Below are 16,714 nucleotides of genomic sequence, written 5' to 3' on the forward strand. Positions count from 1 at the left end.
TCAGTCGTACCGGCCGGTCAGGTCCGGGTGGCCGCGGTTCGTCACAGGTCGGGGGACCGGGTTCGGGGGGCGGGGTGGGTGTCACGGGGATGGCGTCTGCGGTGGGTCCGGGTGAGGACGGCGACAGACGAAACGTTTCTGATGCTGCGGGCGTGATCGTGCTGGGGGCCTGCGCCACGTGGTCGCTGATCTCGGCTGCCGTGACCGGTGGCCGTCCCGAGGGTGTGCTGCTCGCGATCCTCGCCGTGGCCGCCGGCTACGCCGCGGGGCGGATCAGCGGGGCGCTCCTGCCGGTCGCCGCGCCCTGCGCCGCAGCGCTGGCCGGACTGGGCCTGACGCTGACCGTCCCGCATCTGACCCCGGGGCCGCAGATCCTCGCCCCGCACGGACACGCCGGGGCCACCGCCGCCGTGATGACCCTCGCCGTCGGTGCCGCGTGCTGCGCCGCCTGGGCCGCCTCGGCACCTGTGCTGCGCCTGGCCCTGCGGACTCTGGCCGCCGGAATCGCGCTGACGGCGGCCCTCCTCGGCTCGACCACGGGCTTCTTCACCTGCGCCGCCGTCGTGCTGTGCTCGCTCGCCGCCGGGCACATGAGCCATCGCGGCGTGGGCATCGCCGGACTGGCGCTGACCGCGACTGCGGTCACCGGCCTGACCTGGGCGGTCGCCGAGCGCGCGGTGCCCGCCGGATTCGCGTCCTGGCTGGAGGGTCAGCTGACCTCACACCGGATCCAGCTGTGGCGGGACGCTCTGCACCTGGCGCGAGAGGACCTCGCCCTGGGCGTGGGCCCGGGACGCTTCGGAGAGCTCAGTACGACGGCGACCGGCACGCTGCTGTCCGACGGCAAGCCGCACTCGGCGCCCCTGCAACAGGCGGCGGAACAGGGAGTCGCCGGCGTGATCCTGCTGGCCGCGGCCTTCTGCTGGATGCTGTTCGCGCTGTGGCGTACCGCGCGCCCCACTCCGGTCGTCCTGACCGCGGGCGCCGCCCTCACGGCGGTGGCGGCGATCGCCGCCGTCGGCAACGCGCTCAGCTTCACCTCGGTGTCGGTGGGCGCGGGCCTGCTGGCGGGACTGGCCACGGCGCGACCGCTCGCCGACGGATCGTCCGGCGGCGAGATCGACGCACGCGCGCGTGGTGACCGACTGGCCCCGTGACCCGATGTGCGGTGCAGGGGTCCGCCGACCGGCATACCCCTGAAAGCTCAGTGCGCCGCGCCGGGCGCCCCGGTCCGCAACCGGTCCCTGATGACCCGTACCGCGGCCTCCGCGTCGTCCACGGTGATCGTGAACGTATGGCCGTCCCACAGCCTCAGTACCAGGCCCTCGCCACGCCGTACCACGACCGCGGTGCCCTTCTCGGGCCGCCATCGGTAGCCCCAGCCGCCCCAGTGGCGGGGAGTGACATGCTCGACGAAGTCGGCGCCTTGGACCTCAGACAGGGGGATGCGGCGGCGCGGCACACCGATATGGCCGCAGCGCACCTCCAGGCACTCCTGGTCGACCTTCAGGGCGACGTGCACGAATGCCAAGGTGCCGAAGAGAACCAGCAGCCCGGCCGCGATGCAGCCGACGACGGCCATGACGAGCGGGGCCACGCCACCGTTCCACGGTGAGTCGACGGCCAGCTCGATCCCGAGCGCCATGCAGGCGGCGCCGACGAGCGCCAGCAGCCATTGGACCCGGTTGGTCGCCCGCCCGGTCCAGACATCGGGGTGCGGTTTACCGCCGTGGGGGTGGTCCCTCATGGCTATGAGGTTACTCAGGTTTCGCTGCGCCGGTACCGCGTCGCACAGGGTGACTGCGCCGACCGGGCCAGGCCGGACCGAAAGCGTCCGTCTATGCCCGTCGGTCACCTTGCGGAGCTGATCGCCTGCAGGAGACGGCCTTCCTCGTATGCCAGGGCGGGCTCGGGCAGGCACCCCTCACGGCCGCTCAGCAGCACCGTCAGGGTGCCGTTCGCCGTGGCCCCGGGGGCGGGCTGCTCACCGAGGCGGCGCAGCGCCTGCGCGGCGACGGCTCCGGCGGAGCCGTGCAGGACGAGGGGCGGGAAGCCGGGGCGCTGGACGGCGGCGCGGATGCGGTCGGCGACGAGCTCGTAGTGCGTGCAGCCCAGGACGACGGTCGTCACATCCAAGGGGGTCAGCGCGGCAGCGGCTGCGACGGCGGCCTCGATCGCCGTCTCGTCGGCGTGCTCGACCGCCTCCGCGAGCCCGAAGCACGGCACTTCGGTCACGGTCACGCCATCGGCGAAGTCCTTTATCAGGCCCTTCTGGTACGGACTGCCGGTGGTGGCGGGCGTGGCCCAGATCGCGACAGGACCGCCGCCTGCCGCAGCCGGCTTGATCGCCGGGACGGTGCCGACGACCGGAATGCCGGGTTCGAGGCGGGCGCGCAGGGTGGGCAGGGCGTGCACGGTCGCGGTGTTGCAGCCAATGATCAGGGCGTCGGGCCGGTGCGCGGCGGCGGCGTCGGCGACGGCCACGGCGCGCTGCGTGAGGTCCTCGGGGGTCCTGGGGCCCCAGGGCATGCCGTCGGGGTCGAGGGAGAGCACAAGATCTGCGTCGGGCCGCAGCCGTCGTACCGCGGCGGTGGCCGCCAGCAAGCCGATTCCGGAGTCCATCAGCGCGATCTTCACCCGGCCACGATAGTCGATGGCCCTTTGCGGGCCGCCCCGGTGGGGCAGACTGCGCGCGTGAGCGCCATCGCGTGGACCGCCGCCGGATCACTAGCCGCCTGGCTGTGGCTGCTGCTCTGTCAGGGCTTCTTCTGGCGTACGGACATCAGGCTTCCGCCTCGGTCGGAACCGGACGACTGGCCGTCGGTCTGCGTCGTCGTACCGGCACGCGACGAGGCCGCGGTGCTGCCCGCGAGCCTGCCGTCGCTGCTCGCCCAGGACTATCCGGGGCGAGCGGAGATCTTCCTGGTCGACGACGGCAGTTCGGACGGCACCGCAGAGCTGGCCCGCGAGCTCGCGCGGCGGCACGGCGGACTGCCGCTGACGGTCGACTCCCCCGGCGAACCGCCCGCGGGCTGGACCGGCAAGCTCTGGGCGGTGCGGCACGGCATCACTCTGGCACGCGCGCGTGGCCCTGAGTTCCTCCTGCTGACGGACGCCGACATCGCGCACGCGCCCAACAGTCTGCGCACGCTGGTCGCGGCGGCGCACACCGGGGGTTTCGACCTCGTCTCGCAGATGGCCCGGCTGCGGGTGGAGAGCCTGTGGGAGCGGCTGGTCGTGCCGGCTTTCGTGTACTTCTTCTCCCAGCTGTATCCGTTCCGCCGGATCGGCAGGAAGGGAGCCCGTACGGCGGCCGCGGCGGGCGGTTGCGTCCTGCTGCGTGCGGATGCCGCCGAGCGGGCGCGGATCCCGGACGCCATCCGGCACGCCGTCATCGACGACGTGGCGCTCGCGCGGGCGGTCAAGGGAACCGGCGGTCACATCTGGCTGGGGCTGGCCGAGCGGGTGGACAGCGTGCGCCCTTATCCGCGGCTGGGCGACCTGTGGCGGATGGTCTCGCGTAGCGCGTACGCGCAGTTGCGGCACAACCCGCTGCTGCTGGCCGGGACGGTCGCCGGGCTGGCGCTGGTGTACCTGGTGCCGCCCGTGGCCTTGGTCGCGGGGGCGGTCGGCGGGGATACGCCGGCTGCGGTCGGCGGTGGTCTCGCGTGGCTGGTGATGACGGGGACGTATGTGCCGATGCTCCGGTACTACCGCCGGCCGCTGTGGCTCGCTCCGCTGCTGCCGTTCACCGCGTTCCTCTATCTCCTCATGACGGTCGATTCCGCGGTGCAGCACTACCGGGGGCGAGGCGCGGCCTGGAAGGGGCGCACCTACACGCGGCCGGACGCCGTGCCCGACGAGGGCTGACCAACCGCCCCCTCGGACTATTTGCGGCCGGGCGTCCAGTTCATGCCCCACCCGTAGGCGTGGTCGACCGTGCGCTGCGGGCTCACGCCGCGCTCGGGCACCAGGTAGCGGGCCTCGCGCTGGACGACCAGGTCGTTGCCGGTGTTGGTGATCAGAACGAGAGCGCACACCGTCGAGGGGACCGTGCACTCGTCGAGCGAGAAGTCGATCGGGGCACCGTGCTGCGGTGTGAGGGTGACCGTGGCGTGCAGGTCGGCGAAGGAACGCGCCCCTTCGTAGATGGTCACGAAGATCAGGACGCGCCGGAAGGACCGCTGGTGGTCCAGGTTGACGGTGAGGTTCTCACCGCCGGCCACGGCGCCGGTGCGGTCGTCGCCGTCGAGGTGCATGTACGGCGGCTGGTGCAGGGCGCCGTAGGCGTTGCCGAGGGACTGGATGACCCCCTTGCTGCCGTCGGAGAGCTCGTACAGGGCGCACAGGTCGAGGTCGAGGTCGTTGTGCATGGCGACCGGGCGGCCCAGTTTGCCGGCCCAGCCCGAGAACTGCTTGCGCACCTGCCAGTTGAGGTTGACGCGCATGGCGCCCGAGGTGCCGCCCTGCTTGGTCAGCGAGACGGAGGGGGCCGCCTTGGTGAGCGTCACCTTGCTCAGACTGAGGGGCGGCGCCTGGGGCACGGGCGGGGGAACCGGCGGCATGGCCGGCGGCGCCACGGCTGGGCGGGTGGTGGCCGGTGGCGGGGCCGCGGCGGGGGCGGTGCGCTGGGGTTCGTCGACGGTGATGCCGTAGTCGGTGGCAAGGCCTTCGAGGCCGCTGCTGTAGCCCTGGCCGACGGCGCGGAATTTCCAGGCGTCCTGGCGGCGGTAGAACTCACCGAGGACGAAAGCGGTTTCGACGGTGGCGCCCATGCTGTCGAAGCGGGCGACGACGGTGCCCTGGGCGGCGTCCTTGACCTCGATACCGAGATCCGGCACCTGGCCGAACGCACCGCCGTCCGCGGAGGCGGCGAGGATGACGGTCTCGATCGTGGGCTCCACGCGCGCGAGGTCGACGAGCAGGGTGTCGGTCACCCGGCCGCCGGCATCCCGTTTGCCCTCGTGCCGGACGGCGCCGGAGGAGTGTGCGGGCTGGTTGTAGAAGACGAAGTCCCCGTCCGAGCGAACCTTTCCGCCGACCAGCAACAGCGCCGAGGCGTCCGCGTCGGGCACGCCCGGTCCGGAGCGCCAGCTCAATTCGACCCGCAGTGCCGTCGTCGGCACCGGAGCATTCGATCCCTTCGACATTGACATGTCCGCCCCCACTCAAGGGTCACCGCGCCAGGCATGCCCCGGTCGCTCATTGGGTTCTTCTACAGATCCAACCTATTCCCCGCGACAGGGAACTCCCACGTGGAGCACAGGAACACCGGTGGCCAACCGCTGGTAACCCACTCGGAACTCGGCATTTACACGATCCGAACGCTGATTGGCGTCCCTTTTTGACAAGTTCGCTCGCATTGGGGATCCGCCGTCACTGCGGGCACATAAAACAACCCTCTTATCGGTCTCCCCAACCAGCACATCGTGGGCTTAACGTATGCGCCATGACCTCCCCCCGCTCCACTTATGGCGGCGGCTACTACTCCGCCTCCTTCCCGGACACCCCGATCTACGACTCGCTCGTGGCCGAGCGGGGCACCCCGCAGATCGCTCCGATCCGGGTCCCCGCCGCGTACGACATGCCGGGCAGCAACCTGCCCGCGCTGCCTTCGGCCCTGCCGGCTCTCCCGGCGGCCCCGTCCCAGCCCTCCTACGGTTATCCGCAGGCGCAGCAGCCCGCTCCGCTACAGCAGGCTCCCGCGGCTTACATCCCGCAGCAGGCGGCGCCTCGCGGCTATCCGGGTCCGCAGGCGCAGCAGCCTCGGCCGGCGGCGCCCGGCGGCACGGGCTACGAGGCGATGCGCCCCGCGGCTCCCCGCCCCGCCCCGGCTCCCTACCAGGACCCGTACAACAACCAGCAGTACCGCGGCTACTGACCCGCTCGCCCCGGGCTGTCGGTGCCACCTGGCACGATTGACCCCATGGGGTACGCGAAGCTGCAGTCGATTCACCTTCATCCGGTCAAGGCATGCCGGGGCATCACGCCCCGGGAGGCCGTTGTGGAGCCCTGGGGGCTGACCGGAGACCGACGCTGGGCGCTGATCGACGACGGGGGAAAGGTCGTGACGCAGCGCCAGCGACCGCGCCTCGCGCTGGCCGCCGCCGAGTTGTTGCCCGGCGGCGGCGTTCGGCTGTCCGCACCCGGCATGGATCCGCTGACGGTGCCCGTACCCCGTCCGGTCGGCACCGTGCCGATGGAGATCTTCCGGGACAAGGTCGAGGCGGTTCTCGCCGAGGGCGACGCCGCGCATGCCTGGTGCAGCGCCTTCCTCGGCGCGGATGTGCGCCTCGTGCACATGGACGACCCCGGCACCCGCCGTCCCGTCGACCCGGAGTACGCACTGCCGGGCGAGACAGTCTCCTTCGCCGACGGCTATCCGCTGCTGCTCACCACGGCGGCCTCGCTCGACGCCCTCAACTCCCTGATCGCGCAGGGCGAGCACGCCGGCGAGGGCCCGCTGCCGATGAACCGTTTCCGACCCAATGTGGTCGTGTCGGGCACCGAGGCCTGGGCCGAGGACGACTGGTCGCGCGTCGCCATCGGCGAGGTCACCTTCCGGGTCCCGAAGAAGTGCGGGCGGTGCGTGGTGACCACGACCGACCAGGGCAACGCCGAGCGCGGCAGGGAGCCCCTGCACACCCTGGGCAGACATCGGCGCCTCGACGGCAAGCTGGTGTTCGGCCAGAACCTCGTGCCCCTGTCGCGCGGCACGATCCGCGTCGGTGACCCGTTCACGATCCTCGGCTGACGGAGATCCCGCCGGGCGACGCCCTGCGGGAACCGGGCCCGGGGGCCCGCTCGTTGGGCTTTGCGTGAGAAGTTCATGAGAGGTCCCGGAGGCAGGTGATTTCGCTCTCTCTTCGCCGGGCCCGCGGGTGAACGGCTCTGCCAGGGGTTATCACGGAGCGGGAAGGGGGTGGCCGGACGATGCGGGCGATCAGCGGACTCTGGCGCTGGCGGCACAATCCGCTGCGCCGTGCGACCGATCTGGCCGAAGCCTGGGTCGCCCTCGCGGCCCTGCTGCTGATCCTGGCCGTCGCGCCCTTGGCCGGTTCCCTGATCGGCGGCCTCGCCCAGGACACCCTGCAGGAGTCCGTCCGCGAACAGCGCACGTCCCGGCACCTCGTGACGGCGACGGTGGTCCGCAAGGTGGAGGGCTCCCGGCTCGACGTCGACCCCGAGGCCTCCACCGGTCGGGACATGCGCACCCGGGTCGTGGCCGACTGGACCGGACCGGACGGCAGCGCTCACCGGGCAGCAGTGATGGCGGGCATGGACACCCCCCAACCCGGCGACCGCTTCACGATATGGACGGACCGCCAGGGCCGCACCGTGGCCCGCCCGCTGGACACCGCGACGGCGGCGACGCACGCGGTGCTCGCCGGATTCGGCGCGGCCCTCCTGACCGCCGGACTTGTCGAGGGCGGCAGACGCCTGATCGTCTGGCGCATGGTCCGTCGCCGGTACGCGCGTTGGGACCAGGCATGGGACAAGGCGGGTCCGGACTGGGGCAGGACCGGCACCGGCTGCTGACGGCCTTCCGGCTCTGGTCAACCCACCGTCCGCGCGCACGCTACGGTGGACCGGCCGAACTCTTCGGCAGCTAAACCCGCGTACTACGAGGTGGGGGCACATCAACGCCATGACACAGGGCACGGTCCAGGTGACGCACACCGGCACCTCGCGGTGGCGGCGCCGCACGGGTGAGTACGCATCGCTCGCCGCTGCCCTGGAGGCCGCGGCCGACGGTGACGTCCTCACCGTCGCACCAGGCACCTACCGGGAGAACCTCGTCGTCCAGCGGGCGGTGACCCTGCGCGGCCCCGAGGGTTCCCCGGGCTCGGTGCGCATCGCGCCCGTGGACGGGGTGCCGCTGACGGTGCGCGCCTCGGCCGTGGTGCAGGACCTGCATGTGGAGGGCCAGGACGCGGCGGCGCCCGCGCTGCTGGTCGAGGAGGGCGCTCCTGAGCTGTCGGACGTCCGCATCGTCACCCGGTCCGCGGCCGGCATTGAGGTGCGCGGCGGCGCGCGGCCGACGGTGCGGCGCTGCACCGTCGACAATCCCGCGGGCATCGGCATCGCCGTACTGGACGGCGGGGGCGGGGTGTTCGAGGAGTGCGAGGTCGTCGCGGCCGGCCAGGCGGGCATCGCCGTGCGCGGCGGCGCCCACCCCCGCCTGGAGCGCTGCCGGGTCCACCACGCCTCGGGGTCGGGGCTGACGGCGACCGGTGAGAACTCCGCGCTGGAAGCGGTGGGTTGCGAGATCTACGAGGTCCGCGGCTCCGGCGTCCAGATCACCGGCCGGGCCACCGCCCATCTCACCGACTGCGATGTGCACCGGACCACCGCCGACGGGGTCACGCTCGACACGGATGCCGTGCTGACGCTGGCGGACTGCCGTATCCACGACATCCCGGAGAACGCGGTCGACCTGCGCTCCCGATCGGTGCTCACCCTGACCCGCACGACGGTGCGTCAGTTCGGGCGCAACGGCCTGTCGGTGTGGGATCCGGGCACCCGCGTGGACGCCAACCAGTGCGAGATCTTCGACAGCACGGGCGACTACCCGGCGGTGTGGGTCAGCGACGGCGCGACCGCGGTGCTGGACTCCTGCCGGGTCCATGACGTGCCGGACGCCCTGTTCGTCCTCGACCGCGGCTCCCGCGCGGACGTCGTCGACAGCGACCTGTCCCAGGTGCGCAACACGGCCGTGTCGGTGAGCGACGGCGCCACCGCCCAGCTCGACGACTGCCGTATCCGGGACGCGGCGACGGGCGCCTGGTTCCGGGACCACGGCAGCGGCGGCACCCTCAACAACTGCACCCTGGACGGCAACCAGACCGGCGTGATCGTCACCAAGGGCGCCGACCCCACCATCGAGCGCTGCACGGTCGACTCCCCGACGGAGGCCGGGTTCTACGTCTCGGCGGGCGGCCGTGGCACCTTCCTGAACTGCCGGGTGCGGGGCAGCGCCGGCTACGGCTTCCATGTGATCGACGGCTGCCGTACGACGCTCAAGAAGTGCCGTACGGAGCGGTGCGCGCGCGGCGGCTACGAGTTCGCGGAGGGCGGCCCGGACGCGGCCTCCGGGACGGGCCCCGACGTGGAGGACTGCACCAGCGACGAGAGCGCGGGCCTGCGGCAGCCGTCCCCGACGCCGGAACCCGCCGTGCAGACAGCGCACCAGTCCCCCAGCCTCCTCGGCGCGATCCCCGGCCAGCGCTCCACCGAGCAGGAGCCGCTCATCGCCGCCTCGCAGCCCGAGGAGCCGACGCGGACGTCCAAGGCCGTGCTCGGTGAACTGGACGCGCTGGTGGGCCTGGAGAGCGTCAAGCGGGAGGTGCGCGCCCTCACCGACATGATCGAGGTGGGCCGGCGCCGTCAGCAGGCGGGCCTGAAGGCGGCGTCGGTCAAGCGCCACCTGGTCTTCACCGGCTCCCCCGGCACCGGCAAGACGACGGTCGCCCGCCTCTACGGCGAGATCCTCGCCTCCCTGGGCGTTCTGGACAAGGGCCACCTGGTCGAGGTGTCCCGCGTCGACCTGGTCGGCGAACACATCGGCTCCACGGCGATCCGCACCCAGGAGGCCTTCGACAAGGCGCGCGGCGGTGTGCTGTTCATCGACGAGGCGTACGCGCTGTCCCCGGAGGACTCGGGCCGGGACTTCGGCAAAGAGGCCATCGACACGCTGGTGAAGCTGATGGAGGACCACCGCGACGCGGTCGTGGTGATCGTCGCGGGCTACACGGCCGAGATGGAGCGCTTCCTGTCGGTCAACCCCGGTGTGGCGTCCCGCTTCTCACGGACCATCACCTTCAGCGACTACGGCCCCGAGGAGCTGCTGCGGATCGTCGAGCAGCAGACCGAGGAGCACGAGTACCGGCTCGGCCCGGGTCTCGCCGAGGCCCTGCTGAAATACTTCACGGCGATCCCCAAGGGCCCGGCGTTCGGCAACGGCCGCACGGCACGCCAGACCTTCGAGGCGATGGTCGAACGGCACGCGGGCCGGGTCGCCCAGCTCGAGGAGCCGAGCACGGACGACCTGACGCTGCTGTACGCGGAGGATCTGCCGGAGCTTCCCTGAGGGAGTCGCTCGACTCCCTCAGGCGGCTCCCTGCGGTGCGGCCTGCGACCGCTGCCCCGGCACGTCCGGCCTCAGCCGTGCCAGTAGCTTCTCCCGTTCCTTCGCGAACGCCGGGTCCGCCTGGTAGTCCCCGTGGCCGAGGATCGGGGCGGGCAGGGGGTGTTCGAGGGTACGGCCGTAGGCGAGGGGGTCCTTGAGGGGCTCCCGGTCCACCTCGGGGCCGCAGTCGCCGGGCAGCAGGACCGGGCCGCCGATGGGGTCGGTGAGCCGGTGGAGGTTGCGCCAGCAGTCGACCTCGGCGTGCAGGGAGGTGAGCGCGGCCGGGCCGAAGTGGGCCGGGAACCAGCGGCCGTAGAGGCGTTCCAGCGGGGAGCCGTAGGTGAGCAGCGCGACCCGCTTGCGGTCGGCGGGAGTGAGCTGCCAGGCCGCGGCGGCCGCGAGCACGCTGCCCTGGGAGTGCCCGGAGATGACGAGGCGGCGGCCCTCCTCCGCACGGGTCCAGGTCGCCATCCGCCAGGTCAGGTCGGGGACCGCGCGTTCGGCGTAGCAGGGCGGCGCGAAGGGGTGCGCGGCGCGCGGCCAGAAGGTGCCGACGTCCCACAGGATGCCGATGGTGCGCCGCGCGGAGGCGTCCTTGTAGGCGCGCCTGCCCCAGGTGACGAAGAGTATGAAGCCGACGCCGATCAGCCAGGAGCCCAGCGCCTGCGCGGTCTGGGCGGCGCCGTGGACGAAGGCGTACGTCCCCTCGGCGGCCCGGCTCGGTGTCTTGTCGCTCGTCAGGGAGCCGACCAGGGCTCCGGCGCCCAGGAGCAGGGTCGCGGTGGAGGTGACGGCGACGACGAGGGGGGCGCGGTCGGTGAGCGTGGCCATCGCGCGCGTGCTCGCGATACGGCGGGTACGTGCCGTGTCCTGGGGCTCCCCGGCGTAGTCCAGCTCCACCGTGCCCAGCTCGGTGCGGCGCAGCCGCCAGGCCCGCCATGCCAGCCAGCCGCAGAGCAGCAGCAGGAGCACCAGCAGCGGTGGGATGACGGACGCCTGCCAGGTCAGCAGGACCGGCGGGCCCTTGATGGAGGTGCCCGTGCCGTCCAGCCAGTCGGCCACCCGTTGGGACACCCCGCCGGACATCACACCGCCGAGGGCGCAGGCAAGCATCGCCACAGCCGGTCCGCCAAGGCCCCGCATAGCGGCGCGCGGGTCGGGATCGGTGCGGTGCAGGAGGTGGGCGACGACGGCGAGGACGATGACGATCAGGCCCTGGAGGAAGGCGATGGCGCCGAAGGTGGGGTCGCCCGGGAGGCGGCCCGTCGACTGCCAGCCCGGGCGGTCCCATCCGGCGTACACCAGGGTGAGCGCCAGCAGGACGAGGGAGGCCAGGGGGAGCCGTCGTACGAGACGCTCGTCGGGTTCCTGGTCGAGGCGGTTCTCACTGCGGCCCCGGCGGCAGACCACCCACACCACGACGGCCGCCCCGGCGATCAGCGCCGCGTGCAGGAGCCATCCCAGGGTGTCCAGCAGGGCGGGTCCGCCGGGTCCGCGGTCGAAGCGTGCGGCGGCCGAGCCGACCGCCGCGGCGACCGTCAGCAGGCCGGCCGCGGTGTGCGCGGCGCGCAGCCGGGCGACCAGGCGACGGCCGTACCAGAAGCCGGGGCGGCCGAGGGAGGTGCGGCCGGAGTCCTCGTCGGGCTCGGGCTCGCGGGACATCGGCTGCTGGGACTCGTACGCGCTCCAGGTGCGGCGGGAGAGGTACCAGAGCAGCCCGGTCAGTGCGGCGGGCACCACGGAGGCGAGGGCGAGCCTGCGGCCCGGGTGGCTCCACCAGCCGCCCTCGGAGACCGTCGGCGACAGGAAGCCGAGCCAGCTGTGCCGCTCGGCGCACGCGCGCTTGCCCGCGCACTGCCACGCGGTGAGGTCCAGGGCGACCTCGCAGGCCGCCGCGACGAGCAGCACCGTCAGCGTCAGTCCGGCCAGCCGCACGAGCAGACCGTAGAGACGCACGGTCCGCTCGCGGTCCCGTGCGGTGGGGCGCATCCAGTGGGCGAGGTTGACCACCATGAACGGCAGCAACAGCAGCCACAGGGCGCGGGCGCTGTTTCCGGAGGTGAGGTTGCACCAGACGTACGCCTCCGGGACCGGTTTGCCCCGGTAGTCGTCCGGCCTCTCCTCCGCGTCGACGTCCTCGGTTCGCCGGAACACTGCGGCCGTGTCGTCGCCGGTGATCCGCACGGTCCGCGGATCGTCGAGCATGTCCTGCGGTGTGGTGCCGCCGACACCGTGGACCAGGAGTTCCAGCGCGGTCCCGGCCCTCTCGGGGCCGTCGGACCCTTTCGTCGTCGCGTCCGCCCCGTTCGAGACGGCGCGTTCCTGCGCGCGTTCCACTTTTCGCACTTCCCCCGTGACGAGCCGTTGGCTTCTGTCCGTGCGGGCACAAGGATCTCCCCTGAAGGGGTCCCTTACACCTCTCGTCACGGAATCTCCCCGATCCGTGTGAAGAGCAGGGGAACGGCAGGTGCGGAAGTGACATGCGCGCGTCGGGACAGCCAGTGGCGCGGCGGGTACCGACCCGTGCGAGGATGGGACCTCCCGCGCACCTGGAGGGGCGAGAATGTCCTTGTCGGAGGGGGTGCGCAGGGCGTGTCGGACGGCTTGAGGCGAAAGGACCGGAGCGTACGTGAGTGAGAATCAGAACCTCCTCGCGGAGCAGCGGCGCGCCCTGATCCTGGACGAGGTACGGCGCCGAGGCGGGGTGCGCGTCAACGAGCTGACCCGCAAGCTCGGCGTGTCGGACATGACGGTGCGCCGCGATCTCGACGCGCTCGCCCGGCAGGGCGTACTGGAGAAGGTGCACGGCGGCGCGGTCCCGGTGATGGAGGCGAGCACGCACGAGCCGGGCTTCGAGGCCAAGTCGGGTCTGGAGCTGACGGCCAAGGAGGACATCGCGCGGGCCGCGGCCGAGCTGGTCGCGCCGGGTTCCGCGCTCGCGCTGTCGGGCGGTACGACGACGTACGCGCTGGCTCATCAGCTGGTCGACGTGCCGGACCTGACCGTCGTCACCAATTCGGTGCGGGTCGCCGACGTCTTTCACGCCGCGCAGCGCACGACGGGCCCCCGGCAGGGCGCGGCCACGGTCGTGCTGACCGGTGGGGTGCGCACGCCGTCCGACTCGCTGGTGGGCCCGGTGGCCGACCAGGCGATCGCGACGCTCCACTTCGACGTGCTGTTCCTCGGTGTGCACGGGATATCGGTCGAGGCCGGCCTGTCCACGCCGAACCTCGCGGAGGCCGAGACCAACCGGCGTCTGGTGCAGTCGGCGCGCCGGGTCGTGGTGGTCGCCGACCACACCAAGTGGGGTGTGGTGGGGCTGAGTTCGTTCGCGACGCTGGAGCAGGTCGACACGCTGGTGACGGACGCCGGGCTCCCGGCCGAAGCGCGCTCGGAGATCTCGGAACACCTGCGGCGGCTGGTGGTGGCGGGCGAGCCCGACGAGGATGCCGACCTCTGAGATCGGCGGAATCCGGCGGTGCAGACATCTGACGGGGCGCCAGCTATCGTGACGCTGCCCGGAGCGGTGTCGGCATAGGGGGTTTCGTTCATGGCTCACCTGCTGCGTGAGGTGGGGCTCGACTTCGTCGAGCGCGCGCCCGTACGGCTCGTCTTCGCGCGGGACATCTCCGCTCCCCCGGAGCCGGTGTTCCGTGCGCTCGCCGAGGACGTGCCGGGCTGGGCGGAGTGGTTCTCGGCGGTGGCGCTGGCCCGGCCCCTCGACGACGGGGCCCGGCGCGAGGTCCGGCTCCGGGGCGGCACGCGCTTCGAGGAGACGATCCTCGCGGCGAAGAGCCCTGAGGTGTACGCCTACCGCGTCGACGTCACCAACGCACCGGGCGCGCGGGCCATGGTCGAGGAGTGGCGGCTCGCCCCGGCGGGGACGGGCACGCGCGTGCAGTGGACGTTCGCGGTGGACGGCACGGCGCCGTTCCGGTTCATGTTCGGCCTCGCTCGGCCCGGCCTCGGCCGGACGTTCCGGGGCGCGGTGACCGCTCTGGATCGGCGGCTGGCGACCGCGCGCCCCTGAGGCTCGCCGACTCGCTGCTCACTCGGGCCACACGCCTGTCTCCAGCAACTGCTCGATGGCCGCCGAGAACGGCGCGATGTCCAGGCCCTGCTCGGCCAGCCACGCATCCGAGTAGTACTTGTCGAGGTACCGGTCCCCCGGGTCGCACAGCAGCGTCACGACGCTGCCCCGCCGTCCCTCGGCCACCATCTCGGCGACGATCTTCAGGGCGCTCCACAGGCCGGTGCCCGTCGAGCCGCCCGCCTTGCGCCCGATGGCCTGCTCCAGAGCCCGTACGGCGGCGACGCTCGCCGCGTCCGGGACCTTCATCATCCGGTCGATGGCGCCGGGCACGAAGCTCGGCTCCATGCGCGGCCGGCCGATGCCCTCGATGCGGGAGCCGCAGTCGCAGGTGACGTCCGGATCGCCGGTGGTCCAGCCCTCGAAGAAACAGGAGTTCTCCGGATCGGCGACACAGATGCGGGTGTCGTGCTGCAAGTAGTGGACGTAACGGGCGAGGGTCGCGGAGGTGCCGCCGGTGCCGGCCGTGGCGACGATCCACGCGGGCTCCGGGAACCGCTCCAGCTTCAACTGCCGGAAGATGGATTCGGCGATGTTGTTGTTGCCGCGCCAGTCCGTGGCCCGTTCGGCGTAGGTGAACTGGTCCATGTAGTGGCCGCCGGTCTCGACCGCGAGGCGGGCGGACTCCTCGTACATCTTGCGCGAGTCGTCGACGAAGTGGCACTGCCCGCCGTGGAACTCGATCAGGCGGCACTTCTCGGCGCTCGTCGTGCGCGGCATCACCGCGATGAAGGGCACACCGATCAGCTTCGCGAAGTACGCCTCGGAGACGGCCGTCGAGCCGCTGGACGCCTCGATCACCGGGCGGCCCGGCCGGATCCAGCCATTGCACAGGCCGTAGAGGAAGAGCGAGCGGGCGAGCCGGTGCTTGAGGCTGCCGGTCGGGTGGGTCGACTCGTCCTTGAGGTACAGGTCGATGCCCCAGTGCTCGGGCAACGGGAAGCGCAGCAGGTGCGTGTCGGCCGAGCGGTTGGCGTCCGCCTGGACCTTGCGGACGGCTTCTTTCAGCCAGGCGCGGTAGGCGACGTCGCTGTGGTCGACGTCGAGGGTCACGCCGGACGGGGTCTGCTGGACGGTGCTCACGGCGCTGCTCCTCATGCTTGGCGGCAACGGCGACTCGCGCGGCCGTCACTTCGAGCATAAACATCTTCCGCACGCTTCTCACCTGCATAAACACACCTTTGAGAGCCTCAAAGGCATCCCTGGGCCGGTTGCTTCACCGGGCCTGCGGGGGCGCATTCACGCGAGTGCTCCGAGCGCCCCCGGTCAGGCGTGACGTGTGTACTGGTGCTCGACGCGGGACGCGGGCAGACTGCACCGGACGGGACGGCGATCCCGAGCGGGGGCACACTGGATCACGACCAGGGCCGGCCATACCGACGCGGATCGAGCCGGCGACCGACGCGCACAAGGGGGCGGGGCATGGCGGAGCCGGAGTTCACGGCCACGGGCGTGCGGATCGGCAAGCGGCTGCGCTCGCTGACCCGGGCCGGGCAGGTACGGATCAGCGACGGCAGGCTGCAGCTGCTCACCAGCTACGGCAGCGAGATAGACAGCGCTCCGGTGCAGGCGGTGCGGGCGTCCAAGCCCTGGTTCGCCCAGGACGACAAGGCGCTGGCGGACGTCAACGGCACGCGCTACTCACTGACTCTGGGTGATCACGACCCCGCGCCGGGAGAACCGGGTCCTCCCGCGGCGCGCCGGTTCATCGAGGCCGTACGGAAGGCCGCGGGGCGTAAGGGCTGAGTCACCGCGAGTTGCGGTACCGCACCCCCTGCGTCACGCTGGTCACACGTCACTCTGGGTTTACCGGCGATAACGCTGCGAACCAGCCCGCCGGCCACGTCAGCAGGCGGCCGTTGTCTTCAAGCACCCTGCTGGATCCGTACTTCGTGTTCTTCCGGACCTCTTCAGTCGGGGAGTCGCAGCCGTGATCAGTTACCCAAGCAGGCACTGCACGGTGGAGCTCCAAGCCCTGCCGTCGCGGATCGGCCAGGTCCGCAGAATCGTATCGGCGCAGTTGCGCTACTGGCATCTGGATTCCTTGATAGACCGCGCCGCGCTCGGCGTGACCGAGCTGTTGACCAACGTTCACCTGCACGCCCAGCCAGACAAGATGTGCACCGTCGAGATCGAGCTGGTGCTCGACCGGCTCAAGGTCTCGGTGCGCGATCACGACCCGCGACTGCCCGTCGTGTCGGACGTCGGCGATGCCGACGCGTTCGCCACCTGCGGGCGCGGGCTGGCGATGGTGGCCGCCGTCAGCGAGAGCTGGGGCGCCTTGCCGGACGGCGAGTCCGGCAAGGTTGTGTGGTTCACGCTGCCGACGTCTGCGGCGTCGGCACGAGGCGGGGCCGCGCGGCCCCCGCAGCGGACGACGGTGTCCGTGGAGCAGGCCGCGCGGCAGTTCGCGGAGGTCGGGCAGCGGGTGGACCTGCGTCGGCCGGAACATGCTCCCGCCCGGTCGGCCGTTGTGGGCTGACCGGGCGGTGAGG

At 72.0% G+C, this 16,714-nt stretch carries 15 protein-coding genes; 10 read left to right on the forward strand and 5 right to left on the reverse strand.

The features are described from left to right. Nucleotides 1-89: 89 nt before the first annotated feature. Nucleotides 90-1,157, forward strand: a complete 1,068-nt coding sequence (locus tag BLU79_RS41380) for an O-antigen ligase family protein (protein WP_093911202.1) — start codon at nt 90-92, stop codon at nt 1,155-1,157. Nucleotides 1,158-1,204: 47 nt separating this feature from the next. On the opposite strand, the gene BLU79_RS41385 is transcribed toward BLU79_RS41380, so the two are convergent. Continuing rightward, nucleotides 1,205-1,747: a hypothetical protein gene (locus BLU79_RS41385; protein WP_093911203.1), complete on the reverse strand. Its 543-nt coding sequence runs from the start codon at nt 1,745-1,747 to the stop codon at nt 1,205-1,207. A 104-nt stretch (nt 1,748-1,851) separates the two neighbouring features. After that, nucleotides 1,852-2,637 (reverse strand): glutamate racemase, encoded by a 786-nt coding sequence (locus tag BLU79_RS41390; protein WP_093911204.1) that lies wholly within the window; start codon nt 2,635-2,637, stop codon nt 1,852-1,854. A 57-nt stretch (nt 2,638-2,694) separates the two neighbouring features. Between BLU79_RS41390 and BLU79_RS41395 the strand changes: the two genes are divergently transcribed. Then, complete coding sequence (locus BLU79_RS41395) at nt 2,695-3,870, forward strand: glycosyltransferase (RefSeq protein ID WP_256333653.1); 1,176 nt, start codon at nt 2,695-2,697, stop codon at nt 3,868-3,870. A 17-nt stretch (nt 3,871-3,887) separates the two neighbouring features. Here the strand turns inward: BLU79_RS41395 and BLU79_RS41400 are convergent, their stop codons facing one another. Further along, on the reverse strand, nt 3,888-5,150 hold the full coding sequence (locus BLU79_RS41400; protein WP_093911206.1) for a TerD family protein: 1,263 nt from the start codon (nt 5,148-5,150) through the stop codon (nt 3,888-3,890). 299 nt (nt 5,151-5,449) lie between these two features. On the opposite strand from BLU79_RS41400, the gene BLU79_RS41405 reads away from it, so the two are divergent. The 4 genes from BLU79_RS41405 to BLU79_RS41420 all read left to right on the forward strand — a co-directional run bounded on the left by BLU79_RS41405 (nt 5,450) and on the right by BLU79_RS41420 (nt 10,090). Beyond that, nucleotides 5,450-5,881, forward strand: a complete 432-nt coding sequence (locus tag BLU79_RS41405) for a DUF6643 family protein (RefSeq protein WP_093911207.1) — start codon at nt 5,450-5,452, stop codon at nt 5,879-5,881. Nucleotides 5,882-5,926: 45 nt separating this feature from the next. Next, entirely contained in the window at nt 5,927-6,754 is an 828-nt protein-coding gene (locus tag BLU79_RS41410) for an MOSC domain-containing protein (protein WP_093911208.1), read from the forward strand. A 179-nt stretch (nt 6,755-6,933) separates the two neighbouring features. Continuing rightward, a complete protein-coding gene (locus tag BLU79_RS41415) occupies nt 6,934-7,539 on the forward strand; it encodes an Rv1733c family protein (protein WP_093911209.1) in 606 nt (201 codons plus the stop codon). 109 nt (nt 7,540-7,648) lie between these two features. Continuing rightward, nucleotides 7,649-10,090, forward strand: a complete 2,442-nt coding sequence (locus tag BLU79_RS41420; RefSeq protein WP_177001377.1) for a right-handed parallel beta-helix repeat-containing protein — start codon at nt 7,649-7,651, stop codon at nt 10,088-10,090. A gap of 18 nt (nt 10,091-10,108) precedes the next feature. Here BLU79_RS41420 and BLU79_RS41425 read toward each other — a convergent pair whose 3' ends face one another. Then, nucleotides 10,109-12,466, reverse strand: a complete 2,358-nt coding sequence (locus BLU79_RS41425) for a hypothetical protein (protein WP_093911211.1) — start codon at nt 12,464-12,466, stop codon at nt 10,109-10,111. Between the two features lie 292 nt (nt 12,467-12,758). Between BLU79_RS41425 and BLU79_RS41430 the strand changes: the two genes are divergently transcribed. Together BLU79_RS41430 and BLU79_RS41435 are read left to right on the forward strand one after the other, a co-directional pair. Further along, the gene (locus BLU79_RS41430) at nt 12,759-13,589 is read left to right on the forward strand and encodes a DeoR/GlpR family DNA-binding transcription regulator (RefSeq protein ID WP_093911212.1); all 831 of its coding nucleotides are present in this window, start codon (nt 12,759-12,761) and stop codon (nt 13,587-13,589) included. A gap of 90 nt (nt 13,590-13,679) precedes the next feature. Then, nucleotides 13,680-14,159 (forward strand): SRPBCC family protein, encoded by a 480-nt coding sequence (locus BLU79_RS41435; protein WP_093911213.1) that lies wholly within the window; start codon nt 13,680-13,682, stop codon nt 14,157-14,159. A gap of 18 nt (nt 14,160-14,177) precedes the next feature. Here BLU79_RS41435 and BLU79_RS41440 read toward each other — a convergent pair whose 3' ends face one another. Further along, a complete protein-coding gene (locus tag BLU79_RS41440) occupies nt 14,178-15,302 on the reverse strand; it encodes an L-cysteine desulfhydrase Cds1 (RefSeq protein ID WP_093911214.1) in 1,125 nt (374 codons plus the stop codon). A gap of 339 nt (nt 15,303-15,641) precedes the next feature. On the opposite strand from BLU79_RS41440, the gene BLU79_RS41445 reads away from it, so the two are divergent. Then, nucleotides 15,642-15,965 carry a hypothetical protein gene (locus BLU79_RS41445; protein ID WP_093911215.1) on the forward strand — a complete coding sequence of 108 codons (324 nt, stop codon included), beginning with the start codon at nt 15,642-15,644 and terminating at the stop codon, nt 15,963-15,965. Nucleotides 15,966-16,149: 184 nt separating this feature from the next. Further along, the gene (locus BLU79_RS41450) at nt 16,150-16,701 is read left to right on the forward strand and encodes an ATP-binding protein (protein WP_093911216.1); all 552 of its coding nucleotides are present in this window, start codon (nt 16,150-16,152) and stop codon (nt 16,699-16,701) included. The last annotated feature ends 13 nt before the right edge of the window (nt 16,702-16,714 follow it).

Origin of the sequence: Streptomyces sp. cf386 (genome assembly GCF_900103585.1) — a bacterium.
Lineage (GTDB): Bacteria > Actinomycetota > Actinomycetes > Streptomycetales > Streptomycetaceae > Streptomyces.

Bases quoted from the DNA above. Each gene is read 5' to 3' on its own strand.
- BLU79_RS41400 (WP_093911206.1), bottom strand. From the start codon at position 5,150: ATGTCGAAGGGATCGAATGCTCCGGTGCCGACGACGGCACTGCGGGTC.
- BLU79_RS41435 (WP_093911213.1), top strand. From the start codon at position 13,680: ATGGCTCACCTGCTGCGTGAGGTGGGGCTCGACTTCGTCGAGCGCGCG.
- BLU79_RS41410 (WP_093911208.1), top strand. From the start codon at position 5,927: ATGGGGTACGCGAAGCTGCAGTCGATTCACCTTCATCCGGTCAAGGCA.
- BLU79_RS41420 (WP_177001377.1), top strand. From the start codon at position 7,649: ATGACACAGGGCACGGTCCAGGTGACGCACACCGGCACCTCGCGGTGG.
- BLU79_RS41385 (WP_093911203.1), bottom strand. From the start codon at position 1,747: ATGAGGGACCACCCCCACGGCGGTAAACCGCACCCCGATGTCTGGACC.
- BLU79_RS41405 (WP_093911207.1), top strand. From the start codon at position 5,450: ATGACCTCCCCCCGCTCCACTTATGGCGGCGGCTACTACTCCGCCTCC.
- BLU79_RS41445 (WP_093911215.1), top strand. From the start codon at position 15,642: ATGGCGGAGCCGGAGTTCACGGCCACGGGCGTGCGGATCGGCAAGCGG.
- BLU79_RS41415 (WP_093911209.1), top strand. From the start codon at position 6,934: ATGCGGGCGATCAGCGGACTCTGGCGCTGGCGGCACAATCCGCTGCGC.
- BLU79_RS41380 (WP_093911202.1), top strand. From the start codon at position 90: ATGGCGTCTGCGGTGGGTCCGGGTGAGGACGGCGACAGACGAAACGTT.